Annotated in this window: 16 protein-coding genes and 1 pseudogene; 1 reads left to right on the forward strand and 16 read right to left on the reverse strand. The window is 54.5% G+C overall.

Annotated features, from left to right (window positions below; translation table 11 throughout):
* Positions 1-522 precede the first annotated feature (522 nt).
* The 12 genes from tnpC to KMP13_RS14125 all read right to left on the reverse strand — a co-directional run bounded on the left by tnpC (position 523) and on the right by KMP13_RS14125 (position 12,413).
* The gene (gene tnpC, locus KMP13_RS14070; RefSeq protein ID WP_215266517.1) at positions 523-2,199 is read right to left on the reverse strand and encodes an IS66 family transposase; all 1,677 of its coding nucleotides are present in this window, start codon (positions 2,197-2,199) and stop codon (positions 523-525) included.
* 190 nt (positions 2,200-2,389) lie between these two features.
* Positions 2,390-2,644 carry a helix-turn-helix domain-containing protein gene (locus tag KMP13_RS20965; protein WP_215266519.1) on the reverse strand — a complete coding sequence of 85 codons (255 nt, stop codon included), beginning with the start codon at positions 2,642-2,644 and terminating at the stop codon, positions 2,390-2,392.
* 547 nt (positions 2,645-3,191) lie between these two features.
* Positions 3,192-4,712: an aldehyde dehydrogenase (NADP(+)) gene (locus KMP13_RS14080; protein ID WP_215266521.1), complete on the reverse strand. Its 1,521-nt coding sequence runs from the start codon at positions 4,710-4,712 to the stop codon at positions 3,192-3,194.
* A gap of 1 nt (position 4,713) precedes the next feature.
* A complete protein-coding gene (locus tag KMP13_RS14085; RefSeq protein ID WP_215266522.1) occupies positions 4,714-5,178 on the reverse strand; it encodes a deoxycytidylate deaminase in 465 nt (154 codons plus the stop codon).
* A 4-nt stretch (positions 5,179-5,182) separates the two neighbouring features.
* Positions 5,183-6,049, reverse strand: a complete 867-nt coding sequence (locus tag KMP13_RS14090; protein WP_215266523.1) for a dihydrodipicolinate synthase family protein — start codon at positions 6,047-6,049, stop codon at positions 5,183-5,185.
* A complete protein-coding gene (locus KMP13_RS14095) occupies positions 6,049-6,393 on the reverse strand; it encodes a 4Fe-4S dicluster domain-containing protein (RefSeq protein WP_215266524.1) in 345 nt (114 codons plus the stop codon). The genes KMP13_RS14090 and KMP13_RS14095 overlap by 1 nt, the downstream gene beginning before the upstream one ends.
* Before the next feature lie 6 nt (positions 6,394-6,399).
* Positions 6,400-7,173 carry an enoyl-CoA hydratase-related protein gene (locus KMP13_RS14100; RefSeq protein WP_215266525.1) on the reverse strand — a complete coding sequence of 258 codons (774 nt, stop codon included), beginning with the start codon at positions 7,171-7,173 and terminating at the stop codon, positions 6,400-6,402.
* A complete protein-coding gene (locus tag KMP13_RS14105; RefSeq protein ID WP_215266527.1) occupies positions 7,170-8,336 on the reverse strand; it encodes a CaiB/BaiF CoA transferase family protein in 1,167 nt (388 codons plus the stop codon). The genes KMP13_RS14100 and KMP13_RS14105 overlap by 4 nt, the downstream gene beginning before the upstream one ends.
* Positions 8,337-8,347: 11 nt before the next feature.
* Positions 8,348-9,715 (reverse strand): FAD-dependent oxidoreductase, encoded by a 1,368-nt coding sequence (locus tag KMP13_RS14110; RefSeq protein ID WP_215266529.1) that lies wholly within the window; start codon positions 9,713-9,715, stop codon positions 8,348-8,350.
* Positions 9,716-9,775: 60 nt separating this feature from the next.
* Entirely contained in the window at positions 9,776-10,579 is an 804-nt protein-coding gene (locus tag KMP13_RS14115) for an ABC transporter permease (RefSeq protein WP_215266531.1), read from the reverse strand.
* On the reverse strand, positions 10,579-11,307 hold the full coding sequence (locus tag KMP13_RS14120; RefSeq protein WP_353055715.1) for an ABC transporter ATP-binding protein: 729 nt from the start codon (positions 11,305-11,307) through the stop codon (positions 10,579-10,581). Before KMP13_RS14120 ends, KMP13_RS14115 begins: the two co-directional genes overlap by 1 nt.
* 71 nt (positions 11,308-11,378) lie before the next feature.
* Positions 11,379-12,413, reverse strand: a complete 1,035-nt coding sequence (locus KMP13_RS14125; RefSeq protein WP_215266534.1) for an ABC transporter substrate-binding protein — start codon at positions 12,411-12,413, stop codon at positions 11,379-11,381.
* A gap of 133 nt (positions 12,414-12,546) precedes the next feature.
* Between KMP13_RS14125 and KMP13_RS14130 the strand changes: the two genes are divergently transcribed.
* A complete protein-coding gene (locus tag KMP13_RS14130; protein ID WP_215266535.1) occupies positions 12,547-13,452 on the forward strand; it encodes a LysR family transcriptional regulator in 906 nt (301 codons plus the stop codon).
* 304 nt (positions 13,453-13,756) lie between these two features.
* Here the strand turns inward: KMP13_RS14130 and KMP13_RS14135 are convergent, their stop codons facing one another.
* The 4 genes and pseudogenes from KMP13_RS14135 to KMP13_RS14150 all read right to left on the reverse strand — a co-directional run.
* The gene (locus KMP13_RS14135; protein WP_215266536.1) at positions 13,757-14,323 is read right to left on the reverse strand and encodes a metallophosphoesterase; all 567 of its coding nucleotides are present in this window, start codon (positions 14,321-14,323) and stop codon (positions 13,757-13,759) included.
* A 49-nt stretch (positions 14,324-14,372) separates the two neighbouring features.
* Positions 14,373-14,723 carry an IS66 family insertion sequence element accessory protein TnpB gene (tnpB, locus tag KMP13_RS14140; protein WP_215266537.1) on the reverse strand — a complete coding sequence of 117 codons (351 nt, stop codon included), beginning with the start codon at positions 14,721-14,723 and terminating at the stop codon, positions 14,373-14,375.
* Positions 14,720-15,154 (reverse strand): hypothetical protein, encoded by a 435-nt coding sequence (locus tag KMP13_RS14145; protein WP_215266539.1) that lies wholly within the window; start codon positions 15,152-15,154, stop codon positions 14,720-14,722. The genes tnpB and KMP13_RS14145 overlap by 4 nt, the downstream gene beginning before the upstream one ends.
* Before the next feature lie 84 nt (positions 15,155-15,238).
* A pseudogene (locus KMP13_RS14150) lies at positions 15,239-15,367 on the reverse strand (helix-turn-helix domain-containing protein); the annotation flags it as partial.

The following is a 15,367-nucleotide window of genomic DNA, read 5'->3' on the forward strand; positions in this document are numbered from 1 at the left end:
TGCGGGTTCCAGTTGTCTGTCTCATCTTCCACTCCTCAGTGGTTACGATGAGCCAGAAACACTCTCTTATCAAATAACGCTATTTGGACCCATAGGCGCTGACGTCAGACACGTCAGACAATCACCGGCACCGGTGAATCGTTGCACGCTTTTGTATATGGTGTTGAGAGACGTCACCCATTCGTTGATGAACGCTTCCCATTTATCCGAATCATAAGTCATAAGGCGGGTTAGAGGCTCAATCGGAGGGCCGGACAACATGAGCGCAGCAGTCGGCATGGCATCGGTAGTGCATGGAGGGGCTATGTCGGTTAGCCTAACTTTATTATCTACGTTCATTAATGACCTTAGACGCCAGTAAATATTTATTTTCAGTAAATATCGCCAATGTCTGCTAAACCACTGAACAATTCAACCATTAGTATTTGCAGCGAACGTCAGCTTCCCGCCCATTCTGCCGACACGCCTTTTAGCTGCCCGGCGACCGCCGGACAGCTGGTAAGTTTGATTTGATGGCTCTGACTATTCGATGCCGAATTTTCCGTTCGGGCAATACCACGGTAGCAATTGTTCGTACTGCGAACGCGGATGTCCTTTTGCCATCTGCTCGAACACCCAAGTGAGGTAGGCATAAGGTTCAACACCATTCAATCGGCATGTACCGATGAGGCTGGCCATGACCGCCCAATTGCGCCCACCGATTTCAGACCCCGCAAAGAGCGCATTCTTACGCAGTAGCGCGATTGGTCGAATGGTGTTCTCAACGGCGTTATTGTCCATCTCGACACGCCCGTCTGAAAGAAACACGGTCAAACCATCCCACAACTTCATGGTATAGTTAATGGCGAGCCCCAAAGTGGACTTCATCGAAATCTCACCAGAGAACCGCAGTAGAAGAAGGTGCAACTGTGCAACCAACGGTCTGCTTTCTAACTGCCTGACTGCTCGACGAACATCTGCGGGCTGCCCCTTCAAATCATGCTCGATGGCATAGATGTCATTGATCAGCGCGAACACCTGCTGTGCTTTGTCCGACTTAGTGGCTTTGTGTACATCAAGGAATTTACGTCGGACATGTGCCCAGCAATATGCCAGCGTCAACGGCCCACCGTCACGGCTATCACGGGTGAGGCGATTGTAACCTGCGTATCCATCAACCTGCAGTGTTCCCTTGAAACCATCGAGGATTTCCTCAGCATGTTCGCCTTTGCGAGACTGTTCGAAATGAAAGGCGACCGCAGGGTGTGCATTTCCCCTCCAGCGTCGATCATCACGACATAGGGCCCAAACGAAACAGGTCTTGGTCTTACCAGTGCCGGGCATAAGTTGCGCCAACGTTGTCTCGTCCATCAACAGTTTAGAGCTAGATTTTAAATCATCATTCAGGACCTCATAGAGTGGGAGCAACGCATCTACGGCCTGATCCATGAGGCGTCCCATTGTCGACCGGTGAAGTTTGACTCCAGAACGTTTGAATATCTGCTCTTGCCGATAATTGGGCATGTAGTCAGCAAACTTACTGACAGCGAGTCCGGCAATCAGATGATCGTCAAAGCGAGTCTGTTCAAATGCGCGTTTGGGTACCGGTGCCTGAACAATCTTGTCGCAATCTCGACAGACGTATTTGGGGTATCGTTCTTCAATGACCCGCAATTGCGCCGGTACGTATGTTAGGCGTTCGATCGTCTGTTCGCCGATACGGACCATGCCACATCCACAATCACAGACTGCGCCATTGGGCGGCGATATAGTCGTAGTGTCGCGCGGGATGTTCTTAGGGATGGTAATGGGTTGTTTGCCTAACAGACCACGAGGTTTCGGCTTGCAAGCTTCGGGTTCCGCTGCGGCGCCTCCGGTGTTCGGGTTGTCGCCATCCGCTGCAGCTCCAACTGTGCCGGCACCATCATCCCCTTTCTTCGTTTTTCGTTTCTTTGGGAGTTTCTCGCTAGATGGCCCAAACTGCATGTCTTGGCTCTTGTTGAGCTGAGCTCTTAAAAGCCGGTTGTCAGCTTTCATGACCTTCAACTTCACCTTCATCGTCGACAACTCGGCATCTTTTTCGACAGTCTCGTTGTCATGTTTGAGATCACGCCTCAGATCGGCGTCAGCAATAAAGAGTGCCAGCGTTGACACATTACTTTCTGGATGCCCGGCGAGCTTCGCGCAGGCAGACTGTATTTCTTGCATATCCTTGTTCATCCCTGTGTTCGCTGAAATGCAGCGATCTTGGTCACGCCCAGCGTGCCGGGCGTGTTTTGACTTGATTTTTGATGATGGGAATGGGATGAAAGGGAAAGAGATCGTGGTTCAAGCGATTTTCCCGAGGCCCTGAGGATCTTCACATCCGAGGGGCCTCATTCATTCCGTGCCCTGAGTTTGTGAGGTCAGGTCATGCGGCGTCCTCCGACTTATCTGCCATTCGTTCCGGCCACAGCTCAGATTCGGCCACACCGATGCGCTCCGAAATTGCTTTTTCGACACGCCTGGAACGACTGCGTCCCAATGATACAGAGCTAATTGTAGATGGAGAAAGCGAGAGGCTCGATGCCAAATCAGAAAACGAGGAGCCCGCTAAATCTAGTAAATACTTGATTCTAGCGTGTTTCTCACGATCAATCTGAACATCGGGGTAAGGCAATAACATGACTCCAAAAGTTGCTTACAACAAATGAGTCGCATACTATTGCCGACGGGGCAACAATTTTCCGAATCGCCACGAAAAAGTTCCGCTGTCGCGGGTGTTCAATCTAGCTTACCTATTAGACAGCCACGCAATCTATGTCAATTGTAGAAACAACAATAGACATAAGGTGGCTTACGAAAAACTTAGTTTATCGACAGCTGCAGCGTTCGTCAGGCGGGTTTGACCTAAGGTGACCTGTCCGTTTTGCGAGAGCTGCCATTCATGCGCCGAGCGGCGAATGTCTCAAACGAGCCCATTCCGTGAATTGGATTTTCGCGCTGCGGGCGCATGCAGCGCGAAAAATGCTGCAAGTGCGCAAGGTGCGATACTACGGCGCAGCGGGAAAACCAGCCATTCATGCAATTTGCAGCGAGGCTGATAACCTCAACAACCGGGTTATGGTCAAAAAGTTCATTGCCTCTTACCTATGACTGCACGACGGGACGAGCAACCATTCTGATGGCTCAGGCAACCCAGCCATGTGCAAGGCTTGGGCCGCCGCCCTTGTTTACTGAAGATCAGCAGGTGTTGTAACAGTCGGCAGCAGGTCTGTCGGCATGTTCTGATAGCAAACAGGACGCAAAAAGCGTCGGATCGCTATTGTCCCGACCGATGTCGCACCGAAGTTCGTCGAAGCCGGGTACGGGCCACTGTGAACCATGCTGTCGCAGACCTCGACACCTGTCGGAAATCCATTCGCGAGGATCCGACCTGCTTTGCGTTCAAGAATTGGGACAAGCGAGCGGGCAACGTCAGCGTCAGCGTCATCAAGGTGGAGCGTACAGGTCAACTGCCCTTGCAAACTTTGGGCCACGGCATGCATCTCTTTGAGGTCCTTCGCAACGACAAGGATCCCCAATGGTCCAAATACCTCTTCTTGTAGGGCATCTTGCGACAACCAATTTGAGGCAGTCGTTGCGAACAACTGGGGTGCCGCTCCGCGATCAGGATTGTCTGAACGGACGACTGTGGTCACATCCGCAGACTTGGCGAATTGCGCGCTGCCAGCGCCAAAGGCCTTGGCAATGCCCTGCGTGAGCATGGTTTGCGCCGGAATGTCATCCAATGCCGTTCCGATTGCCGCAGCAAACTGCTGCGCTTCATCGCCCTCAAGAAGAACCGCGATGCCTGGGTTGGTGCAGAATTGCCCAGCCCCCATGGTCAACGATCCGGCCCAGCCCTTGGCGATATCGTCACCTCGGTTGGTTAATGCGGATGGCAGCACAAACATCGGATTTGTTGAACCAAGCTCGCCGAAGAACGGGATCGGCTCTGGCCGTGCGGCGGCGATGTCAAATAATGCGCGACCAGCACGCAGGGAACCCGTAAATCCGACCGCGCGGATCAGCGGATGGTTGACCAGTGTTTCACCCAAAATGTGACCCCCATCTTGGACTTGGCTAAAGACGCCGGGATGCACGCCTGTGGCTTTGATCGCGGCCTCAAACGCCTGCGCAATCAAATCAGCAATCCCCGGGTGTGCCGGGTGCCCCTTGACGACAACCGGGCACCCCGCAGCAAGGGCGGCGGCCGTGTCCCCCCCGGCTGAAGAAAACGCGAGTGGAAAATTTGATGCCCCAAAAACGGCAACCGGACCGATAGGGCGTTGAAACAGCTGCAGGTCCGGGCGGGGCATCGGGGCTCTGTCCGGTAACGCTGGATCATGACGGTGATCTAGAGGCACGCCCGACTTGATATGATCCGCAAAAAGCCGGAGCTGACCGACTGTGCGGCCCCGCTCCCCTTCAAGGCGCGCTTCGGGTAGGCCGGTTTCTTTCATACCCATTGCCGTGATGTCTGCACCGCGCGCATCGATCTGATCGGCAACTTCGTTGAGAAAGGCGGCGCGATCCGCGACGCTTGAGTACCCGTACGTCCAGAACGCCTCTTCCGCCGCCTCGCAGGCGCGGTTCACCATATCAGGTGTCCCGCGCGCAAAGCTGTCTGGCGCGCCCGACACGGGTTCGTTTTGAAAGCTTTGATCAGAGCCGAGCCATTCGCCAGCCACCAGAGACAGACCTTTAAGCATGTTAATTTCCTTCTGTGAATTTTGTGATGGTGACGCCTGCCTCACGCAGCATTTGGTGCGACACCTGAAAACTGTAGTCCAATGCGCCATCCGCTGTGGGGATCGGCGGGGCGACGATATGAGTGATGCCAGATTGGATCATGGCGCGCCCGCAGTCTGCACAAGGAAACCGGTTCACATAGGCTGTGCAGCCGGCAAGCGGCACACCCATACGCGCAGCGTTGAATATTGCGTTGCGTTCGGCGTGCTCAATCCAAAAGAATTTTTCACCGCTGGCGCGATCAAACCGTGCGTCATCCTCCGTCAGAACACCCCTTGGCATACCGTTGTAACCTGTCGTGCGGACCTCATGTCCATCGGGGCCGACAATCACGCAGCCGACTTGAAAATCGCGGTCCTCAGACCAGCTGGCCACATGGTTGCACAGGCCCATAAATCGCTGGGCCCATTTTTGGGAGGATGCCATTTCTTTACCCCCCCAACGCGGTTCTGAGGTGTTGACTATCTGCTTCTGGCAACGTCTGAAAAGGGGGGACCACTGCGCGCCAACGGTGATCCTGCACACGGTCCGCAACAAGCGATTTGACGTTCGCAATGAGGGTCGACCCCGCGATGATGCCACGCTGGCGTTGAATTTCGGCTGCAATGGCTTGCGACGGGTTATTCCGCTGTTCCCAGGCTTGGCCAGCCAGCGGAGCAGTAAAATTTACGCTTGCTGAAATGCAGCCGGAAAACGCGTCCGCATGGGCCGTCTCAAGCGCGGTTTCTGAACTTGGAAACACCTTAAAAGTGCCCTGTACCGCGATGATTTTTCGGCAATAATCCAGATCACCTGAGGAATCTTTGATGCCCGTAAATCGCTCTGGGACTTTGGTCGCAAGGTCAGCAATTACATCAACAGGGATGTTGATGCCGGTCATTTGCGGGAAGTTGTAGAAGTATATTTCGATCGGGCGTTCACCGAGGGCCGCGTGCACCGCCATGTACCAGTCAACTAAACCGGAATCTGATACGGGTTGATAATAATAGGGCGGCAACACAAGCGCGATACCGTATCCCAAATCATCCGCATGTTCCGTCAGCGCAATCGTATCCTGCAGGGACGGAGTGCCCGTGCCGACCATCAATCGGCCTTTGGGTAAGGCCTGTGCGGCCCATCCCATGACCTGCCGCCGCGCCGCACCTGCCAGTGAATTGGCCTCGCCCGTTGAACCTAGAATATTCAGCCCGTCACAGCCGTTGGCCAAAGCCCATTGGCAATGCTCCACGAACAAGTCCTTGATGGGGGAACGGTCCTCGCGCACAGGCGTCGGAACCGCCGCAATCACACCTTGCATCAAACCACCTCATCGTTTTTTTGGGCCAGACTGGCCAGATCTTGCGGATCCTTGACGGGCGCATCACCCTTTTTCCACCCACCCGGTTCGGTCAACGCACCATCCTCGTCGCGAAAGGCCGTATCGTTCAGGGCAATGAATGGAATTTCGTTTTCTTCAACCACCTCATCGGCATAGCGGATGGCGTCCACCGGGCAGATGCTTTCGCACATGCCGCATTCGATACATTCCGTTGGGTGGATGTAATACATCCGCTCGCCCTCATAGATGCAATCGACGGGGCAAGACGTCGTACATATCCCGTCTTTGACATCGATGCAGGCGCTTGTGATGACCAGTGTCATGAAATGCTAACGCCCTTTCCAAAGGGGCGCGCGCTTTTCGCGAAATGCAACGACGCCTTCGTTCGCATCGTCAGAATTCAGGGCGGCGATCAGTTCAGGTGTTTGGCGCGCAAAGGCGTCATGCACCGACATCTCGGGGGTCTCACGGGCAATTGCCTTGATCGCACGCACCGACAACGGGGCGGACGCCAGAATATCTGCAACCCATCTGTCAACCTCAGCGTTCAGTTCTGCCATGGGGACCACCGCATTGATCAGCCCGTACCGCGCCATCTCTTTGGCGGGAACCATCCGACCGGTCATCATCATACCAACCGCAATGTTGCGCGGGATCAGACGCTGCAGCAGCACCATGCCGCCATCCAGCGGGACACGCCCGACCTTGGCCTCTGGCAGGGCAAAGCGTGCTGTGTCTGCAGCAATAACAATGTCACAGCCCAGAACCATCTCCAGCCCGCCGCCCAAAGCCAGTCCGTTTACACGGGCAATTACGGGTGTTTTCAGGCTGCGGCGTAATGATATTCCGGCATAGGTCTCGCTTATGCTTTGCCAATATTCGACGCCGCTCTTGCCGCTGTCTTCCTTGAGGTCCGCGCCAGCGCTAAAGGCTTTTTCACCTGCGCCCGTCAACACGACACAACGAATGTCGGGCGTCGCTTCGATTTCATCCCAGATGGCGCACAGCCGTTTATGGGTTGCGGAATCGATGGCGTTCATCCGCTCGGGTCGATCAATCGTGACACGGGCGACATGGTCTTGGATGTCAAAAATGACACTCATTCAGCCGCCTCGGTCCGCAAACGTGTGGCGAGATCTTGCAGGATTTCTGTCGTATGTTCTCCCAACCGAGGCGGCAGATGGCGTACCGTCATCGGCGCTTCGCTCAGGTGAACCGGGGACCCGACGACAGTTATCTGCCCCAACAACGGGTGATCAATCGGGCACAACATATCGTTGATTTCAGTCTGCGGATCATCCAAGGCCTCCCCGAGGGAGCGAACCGGCGCGCAAAGCAGATCCTGCGCTTCTAGTCGTTCAAGCCAATAGGCGGAACTATTGGTCAAGATTTGATCGCGGAAGGTCTGTTGCAAAAACGGCTTGTTGGTACGCTGAACATCCAACGTCGGATATTCTGGTGACAGATCATCAATCTCAAGTGCTGTGCAAATGTCCTGAAGCGGGTTCGCCTTGAACGCACCCACGATCACAATGGCTCCGTCGGTGGTGTCAAAAACACCGGTCAACGGCATCGCGGCCCAATTGAGAACCTCACGATGTTTGGACCATTGCGCGGCTTCCTGCATCTGCATCGCGATCATGCTGTCGTAAAGCGAAACACCGACCTGCTGCCCGCGACCGGTCTTTTCGCGCATCAGAAGGGCTGCAAGAATGCCCTGCACCAAATGCATCCCGGCAGAGTAGTCGCACAACGTCGTTGGATAAATCGACTTTGGGATCGACGGGTCTTGCGTCTTTTCCATCACCCCTGACATTGCTTGGGCCAGCACATCCTGTCCGCCCTTGTGGGCATAAGGGCCGGTGGGGCCATAGCCCGTGCCAGACGCGCAGATGATGCGCGGGTTGATCTTACTGAGGGCCTCATAACCAAAGCCCAACCGCTCCATTACGCCGGCGCGGAAGTTATCAACAACCACGTCGGCTGTGCGCACAAGATCCAGAACCTGTTGGCGTCCTTCGTCCGACTTCGTGTCAATTTCCGCCGACCGTTTGTTGCGGTTCAAAGACGCGAACACAGCGTTGTTCATCGCGACCTCTGACGGTTCGCCAAAGAAATTGCGGCTTAGATCGCCTGCGCCGGGGCGTTCAATCTTGATGACATCGGCACCAAAATCGCCCAGCATCTGGGTCGCGCAGGGGCCTAGCATGACTTGGGTAAAGTCGATCACCCGTATTCCGCTAAGCGGTAGTTCTTGTTCCGACATTATCGTTCCTCTTATTCCGCCGCGACGGTATTTTCGACCAGTGCCTTAGCATCTGGAACATCCCCGGGATCTGCACCCTGCGCACGCATTTGAATTTGAATGGCCTTGGCATCCACATCCCGAAGCGCTTTGTCTTCCTTGAGGGCAAGCGACACCGCGATACCCGCCGCTTCGCCTTGGGCCTGACAGGGTGGAATCTCGCGGCTCATTTTTTGGGCGTCACTTTCCACCGAATAATGCCGGCCAGCCACGATCAGATTGTCGATCCCTTTGGGCAGTAGCGCGCGGTACGGAGTGTAGTAGTCGCGACCACGGCAAACACTGTCGGCGAAATGGCGCTTTGATTTGATGTCGTCTTTGTTGACCACATATTCGCCCTGCAACATGCGGGTCTGGCGGACACCCATCTGCTCTGCGGCACCCAGCATCACCGCGTTTTCAAAACCCGGGATGTTTTCTTTGGCAAAGGCGAGCAGGTTCATCATCCGCTCTCGGCCCTCATATTCGGCCTTGACCATGTCTTCGACGGACAACCCGTCATAACCCGGCATATGCGGGCAGTTGCACCAGACCACCCCGGGCAGCGGCGTTTTCAACCACCACATGCCCCATGCACCACCAATCACCCGGCGTGCCTGCCTGTCGAGTTTCTTGTACGCCTCCGGTTCAGCAAATTCGAACGCAACAGCCTTATCGGTATCCACATTGGCAATGCGAAATACGGTCGTAACGATGAATTGCCCTGTAGTGTATTCAGCGCCCGCCGCGACGCCGACATCAAGGTCTCCGGTCGCATCCACTACATATTTCGCCCGGATCGCCTGACGGCCCAACTTGGTCTGGGCAATCACTCCTGTGATCTTGCCGCCCTCGCGCATTACGTCCGAAAACCAGCTATGCGTGCGTAAATTAATATCCGCCTCGCGCACCATATCCAGACTGACCCGTTTCCACGCATCCGGGTCAAAGGCCACCGCGTGAATGATCGGTTGTGGCATCGTCGATTGGTGGAAATCGATACACCCCCAGCGTGACCACTTTTGCCACATCTCCCAATTGGTCTGGCAATCTTCGGTAGGCGGGTAGACCGCACCGTCCTGCTTTTCCAACCGTTCAACAAATTCCGAAACGAGTCCGGTTGTGATCACTTCGTTGTCTTCGGTGACCATGTCATCAAGCACCAGAACCATACCGCCAGAGGCCATGCCGCCCAGATGGTGGTAGCGTTCCAAAAGCGTAACAGACGCGCCATTGCGGGCGGCCGAAACGGCTGCGGCATGACCCGCCGGCCCTGCCCCCACCACAACAACATCGCAATCAGCTACGACAGGAATCTGCTCACCTTCTGTTTTGACAAATGTAGTATTTCGTTCTGACATGTCCTGTCCTTTCAAACGAGTCCCGACCACCCGTCGGGAGAGAGTGTTGGCACGCGTGATTTACCAGCGAATGATTAGTTTTTCGGCGATTGTGACGCTCACGAATAGGAACACCGACAGGCCAGATGACACAAAGACGGTGGCGTAAAGAAGCGGTGATCTGAAATTAAACGTGCTTTCGATAATCAGCGCGCCCAAGCCCACATTCGCACCAATCCATTCCCCCACAATCGCGCCAATGACGCATGTGGTGGCCGCAATCTTGAGAGCGGAAAAAAGAAAAGGCAACGAGGATGGCAACCGGATTTTCCAGAACACTTCGGATTTGGAAGCCGATAAAATCCGGGCAAGCTCTAGCGCCTGCGGCGAAACGGATTGCAACCCGCGCACCATGTTCACAAGGGTCGGGAAAAAGCAGATCAATGCGGCGATTACCACTTTTGCGGTCATCCCGGGGCCAAAGATCAGCACAAGGATCGGCGCGATGGCGAGGATCGGAATGGTGTTGATGAAAACCGCAATGGGAAAAAAGGCGCGTTCAACCAGACGGCTGTGGACAAAGGCAATGGCGATCAGGATCGCAGCCATGTTTCCAATAAAAAAGCCCGCCAGACTTTCAATGAAAGTGGGCCAGAAATTGCGCATTAACAGCGGGAATTCGTCCCGAAACACGGCCAGAATATCGGTCGGGGCCGGTGCAATATATTTCGGCACGTTGAACAGCCGTACCCCAAGCTGCCACGTCAGCAGCAAAGCCACTGCCGTGCCCAAAGGGATCGCGATATTCATCAACCGGGAACGCGATTGCTCTGACAGGCGGTTTTGAGGCGACGTTTCGCCCACTGCGGCTTCTGAAACAGACATCAGCATTCCTCCAAAAGTTCACGAAGCCGCGCGCAATACGTGTTGAATTGCGGTGTGTCACGCAGCGCGATTTTGCGGGGCAGCGGCAAGTCGATATCGACCACCTCTTTCACCCGGCCCGGATTGGATTCGAGCATCAGAACTTTTTGGCCCAGAAAAACCGACTCCGATATGGAATGGGTGACGAACAGAATTGTTGTGCCCGTCTCTTTCCAGATATCCAGCAGTTGCAGGTTCAGGTGGTCACGGGTCATTTCATCAAGCGCGCCGAAGGGTTCATCCATCAGCAGCAGTTTGGGCTGACAGACAAGGGCGCGGGCGATGGCCACCCGCTGGCGCATCCCGCCAGACAACTCGTGCGGCAGTGCGTCTTCGCGCCCCTTTAGCCCGACCAATTCCAGCAACTCGCGAGGGGTCCGATCGCCAACGGGAATGGTGATCCCGCGTTTTCGCCCAATCTCGAGAGGGAGTTCCACGTTCTTGAGAGCACTGCGCCACGGTAGCAGTGTGGCGTCTTGAAAAACAAAGGCAAATTCGCGTGCCAAACGGGCGGCTTCGGTTGTCTTGCCAAAAATCTCGACCGTGCCGCTGGCCGGTGGCACCAAATCAGAGACCAGCCGCAGCATCGTCGATTTGCCACACCCTGACGGGCCAAGGATGGTCCAGAAATCCCCGGGTTCGATATCGAGCGAAATGTCAGCCAGCGCGGTAAAATCGCCAAATTTCACGCAGGCCCCGTTAAGGGAAGCCGCAATGCTGCGGCTTCCTAGTTTTTGGGTATGGCTTCCGTCCATGGAATTCACCCGAACTTTGGACGAATGTCGGCAGTTGCGTTGAGGACATCCAGTGTCATGATGTCTTCAAGCTTCGGCGCGCCGTCGGCGAACTGACCAAGGCTGTCATAGATATCGATCTGGCTCTGCCAGTTTTCGGCCGTCATCTGACCCCAGCCATTCGCGGCGGTCTTATCGTTGAACGAAAAGCCCATAACCAGATCAACAGCTTTCATCTCACTGTCGATGTCGAGGTTCGGATAACGCTCGACGAGCGCGTCAACACCAGCGGCTGGGTCGGCATAAACAGCGCCCCAACCACGTGCCACCGCGCGGATCGCCGCCGTGATTTTATCGCCGTCCGAGTCCAAAACAGCGTCGGTGGTGTAGTAAGGATTGGCATAAAGCTGGATACCAGCATCCCACAACATCATATCAACCCGTTCGTCCCCGAGAACGGACAGGGCACCCACGTTGGTCTGCCATCCCGTAACCGCATCCACTTGGCCAGACATCAGTGCGGCCATATCGCCCCCCATGACGACAACTTCTACATCGTCTTCCGAGATGCCGTTTTTGGCCAGCAATGCGCGCAGCAAAATTTGCGCGGTGCCTTGTGTGCCGATCGTTTTGCCGATCATGTCCTGCGGCTCCCGGATCGGATTTCCGGTCAGTGAGAAATAGGTGAACGGATGCTGCTGAAAACCCGCCGCAACACATCTGATCGGCAATCCGGCAGACCGGGCCAGCATCAAGGATGGCGATGACGAGATTGATCCAAAGTTGTTGGCACCAGACGCCACCGACGCCACACCGTCAATGTTGGGGCCCCCCGGCACAATCTCCAGTTCCAGGCCTTCCTCGGCGAAGTAGCCAAGCTTGTCGGCCATGACCTCCCCCAGGATACCATTGGACGCGAGCCATCCAAGTTGCATTCGAATTTTGTATTCGCCTGCGGCATTCGCCGGACCTACAGACAAGAAGGAGCCGGTGGTGGCCATTCCAGCCGCAGCTCCTATTCCTTTCAGGACTCCGCGACGGTTAAAATTGTGTGTCGTCATGTGACTTCACTCCCCATTGTTTTTGATTCTTTTGCTTGGCTTCGATGCTAGACACCAACCAAGCGTTGCGCATAGTGTGAAGTTTACTTCATAGCGATGCATTTTTAGCATCGCTAAGGCTGGAACCAAAAAGATGCACGATAAGCTACTGATATATCTGGACGAGGTCGCGCGGCACGGATCGATTCGAAAAGCCGCCGCTGTGCTTAACGTCGCATCTTCGTCCGTTAACCGGAAAATTCTGAATTTCGAGGAAAGTTTAGGCATTCGCCTGTTTGTTCGCCATGCCGACGGCGTAGAGCTGACCGAGGCGGGGAGCGTTGTCTTGGAACATTGCCGCAAGACACTGTTTGATTATCAGAAAATCGTCAGCCAGATCGAAGACATTGGTGAATTACGTTCCGGCCATATTCACATCGCCACGTTGGATTCTGTGGCCCACAGCCTACTGCCAAGTGTTCTGGATCAATTTTCCAAGAAACACCCGGGCATCAACTATACCATCCAAACCGCGCAACCCGATGAAGTCATGATGGGCGTGGCGGATGGCGATTTCAACATAGGGATATCCTTTTGCAAAGATCTGGTTCCGGGCGTGCGCGTTCATTCTGAAAAGGCCACGCCAATTGGCGCAATTCTCAGACCTGACCACCCCATGGCAGAACGGGATGCGCTCGAGGTCGAAGACCTCGCGGCGTTCAAGGTTCTGCGATCGTTTGACGGGCATGGGCGGCAATCGTTACTCAACGAGGCAATCACAGAAGCCCACGCCAAACTTCCATTGCAAATGGTTACGAACTCTCTTCCCCTCGCGCGGTCCCTTGTTTTGAAAAATCACGGCATCGGTATCTATTCCAAAATCGGATTCTTGGATGAGATTGAACAAGGGCTGCTCCGCTACATCACGATCTTGTCGCCGGTCCTGAAAGATCTCAAGATCGGTGTCCTGACCTCGTCACGCAGCCACCCGTCACCGGCAACCCATCTGATGTGCCGATCACTCTCCAAAGCCCTTAAGGCCCTCAAACTAGATTCTTGAATCCAGTTTGAGAAATGAACCCAAGCAGGAAGGGAAAACTGCAGCGGCTTGGGGCGACAGAGTGTTGTCCGCTTACGCATGCTCTGTCTGCGTTTCGATTGTTGAAAAAATCGCAGCGAAGGGTTGGTTCTCAATCTGCCAGGATCGGCCCGTTTGAACGACCGGTTCGGTGAAATCTGCTGCCCAGCCAAATGGCCGTCGTCGCGCGCGCGAGTGGTTTCTGCACTTGCATTCGCGGCGTTGGCAAAAGGCCGGTTTGTCCCGCACTGCGTCATTTCGCACCGATCGCGGCGAATGTCGGGAGCTAGTTGAGTTCCTTGCGATGCTCGACGTCTGACCAATGTTTGTTGATAGGCAACTGACGTGCCCGCCGTGCGACATCATCGTATGTAACCGGCATGAAATCCCAGACATCGACACCGACATTGACGGAATTGCGTGAGCCGCGCCAGTTGTTATGTACGTGCCCAAACAATTGGAGCGCTTCACGTCTCGCGTGATTCCATGTGATCATCGGGTAGTGACAAAGCGTATTTCGCTGCTTCTTCGGCCCATCGACCACTTCGGCCATCATTGAAACGGACGTCCAACCCAACGACTGGGTGAGATCGCTGTCGTGATTGCCAATGATCAATTGCTTGCGTGCTCCAGGCAATTGGCCAAAGATTTGATCTAAGTACGCCGCATCTTTGGCTGGTGCTCCAAATGCAAAATCTCCAATAACCCACAAATCGTCATCCGGCTTCACGACCTTCCACATGTTTTCAAGCATGACGCCGTCCATATGAGAGATCGATTTGAAGGGGCGACGACAAAACCGAATTACGTTTTCGTGTCCAAAGTGCGTATCTGCTGTGTACCAATTAGTCATCTCGCTATCCCAATCAATGGAGTTATATCCGGTCTCAATACCGCCCGGTTCAGACCGCGATAGGACGGCGCATACCTCTGGCGGTCACCCGCTTCCAGTCAAGGCCTTCGAATAAGGCCTCAAACTGGGATTTGTTCATGTTGATCATACCATCCTGAATGCGTGGCCACTCGAATCCTTTGCCTTCGATGCGCTTGTAAGTCATCACAAGGCCTGTGCCGTCCCAAACGATCAGCTTAAGCCGGTCCGCACGTTTTGAACGGAAGATAAAAATGGCACCACTAAACGGGTCGAGCTCGAATTCGTTTTGAACAATGGCCGCCAATCCATCCATGCCCTTTCGGAAATCAACCGGCTTGCTGGCCACGTAGAATTTGAAGTTGCCCGCTGGAGAAATCATGGTCGGCTTTCAAATGCACGAATGAGGCTGACCAAGCCATCGACTGGGTAGGTAGATGGCAGCAACAATTCACATCCGGCGCGTTTGAAAATGATGTGAGATGTCGCAGCCTGTTTAACTGGCTCATCATGTTGGACTTTGATTTCGGCAAACACTGGTGTTGGTTCCTGGACCTTTGGTCGTTTTGCTAAGTTCTTTTGCTTCGACCCTTTCCGCCAGCTGTAGGCAGTCTTGTCCGAAACCTGGCAGGTCTTCTGGACATCACCGATTGAGAGCGTACCGGATCTCATGCGCTGCGCCATTTCGCGCTTGAACTTAGTGGGCCACAGACGGCGGCCATCTTTTCCAACGGGAATGGAGTAGCCGAAAGCGTGGAAGACTTTGTCGATTTTCTGATCACTCGAAAGCGCACCTAATGTTTGAGTATTCATGATGCCTGTATCCTTTTTGGGGACATCATATTTTCTCAATTGAGGTGTGCTAAGCCCCTATTTAGGGGGTCAGATGCAACGCTTACGATAGACCGAAGCCTCTGATACAAAATAGCTTTCTGTGTCCGTGAATGTCACTGCGAGTTCACGCGGCGACAGCTCTGTTTCCTTCAATGCCAGTTTGACGACCTTACGCCGCACCTCATCGGGAAT

It is taken from the genome of Epibacterium ulvae, from assembly GCF_018678075.1.
Lineage (GTDB): Bacteria > Pseudomonadota > Alphaproteobacteria > Rhodobacterales > Rhodobacteraceae > Epibacterium > Epibacterium ulvae_A.

Coding starts and splice junctions, on each gene's coding strand:
- KMP13_RS14085 (WP_215266522.1), bottom strand. CDS start 5,178: ATGGCATCCTCCCAAAAATGGGCCCAGCGATTTATGGGCCTGTGCAAC.
- tnpC (WP_215266517.1), bottom strand. CDS start 2,199: ATGAACAAGGATATGCAAGAAATACAGTCTGCCTGCGCGAAGCTCGCC.
- KMP13_RS14100 (WP_215266525.1), bottom strand. CDS start 7,173: ATGAGTGTCATTTTTGACATCCAAGACCATGTCGCCCGTGTCACGATT.
- KMP13_RS14135 (WP_215266536.1), bottom strand. CDS start 14,323: ATGACTAATTGGTACACAGCAGATACGCACTTTGGACACGAAAACGTA.
- KMP13_RS14105 (WP_215266527.1), bottom strand. CDS start 8,336: ATGTCGGAACAAGAACTACCGCTTAGCGGAATACGGGTGATCGACTTT.
- KMP13_RS14125 (WP_215266534.1), bottom strand. CDS start 12,413: ATGACGACACACAATTTTAACCGTCGCGGAGTCCTGAAAGGAATAGGA.
- KMP13_RS20965 (WP_215266519.1), bottom strand. CDS start 2,644: ATGTTATTGCCTTACCCCGATGTTCAGATTGATCGTGAGAAACACGCT.
- KMP13_RS14115 (WP_215266531.1), bottom strand. CDS start 10,579: ATGTCTGTTTCAGAAGCCGCAGTGGGCGAAACGTCGCCTCAAAACCGC.
- KMP13_RS14090 (WP_215266523.1), bottom strand. CDS start 6,049: ATGCAAGGTGTGATTGCGGCGGTTCCGACGCCTGTGCGCGAGGACCGT.
- KMP13_RS14080 (WP_215266521.1), bottom strand. CDS start 4,712: ATGCTTAAAGGTCTGTCTCTGGTGGCTGGCGAATGGCTCGGCTCTGAT.
- tnpB (WP_215266537.1), bottom strand. CDS start 14,723: ATGATTTCTCCAGCGGGCAACTTCAAATTCTACGTGGCCAGCAAGCCG.
- KMP13_RS14145 (WP_215266539.1), bottom strand. CDS start 15,154: ATGAATACTCAAACATTAGGTGCGCTTTCGAGTGATCAGAAAATCGAC.
- KMP13_RS14110 (WP_215266529.1), bottom strand. CDS start 9,715: ATGTCAGAACGAAATACTACATTTGTCAAAACAGAAGGTGAGCAGATT.
- KMP13_RS14130 (WP_215266535.1), top strand. CDS start 12,547: ATGCACGATAAGCTACTGATATATCTGGACGAGGTCGCGCGGCACGGA.
- KMP13_RS14095 (WP_215266524.1), bottom strand. CDS start 6,393: ATGACACTGGTCATCACAAGCGCCTGCATCGATGTCAAAGACGGGATA.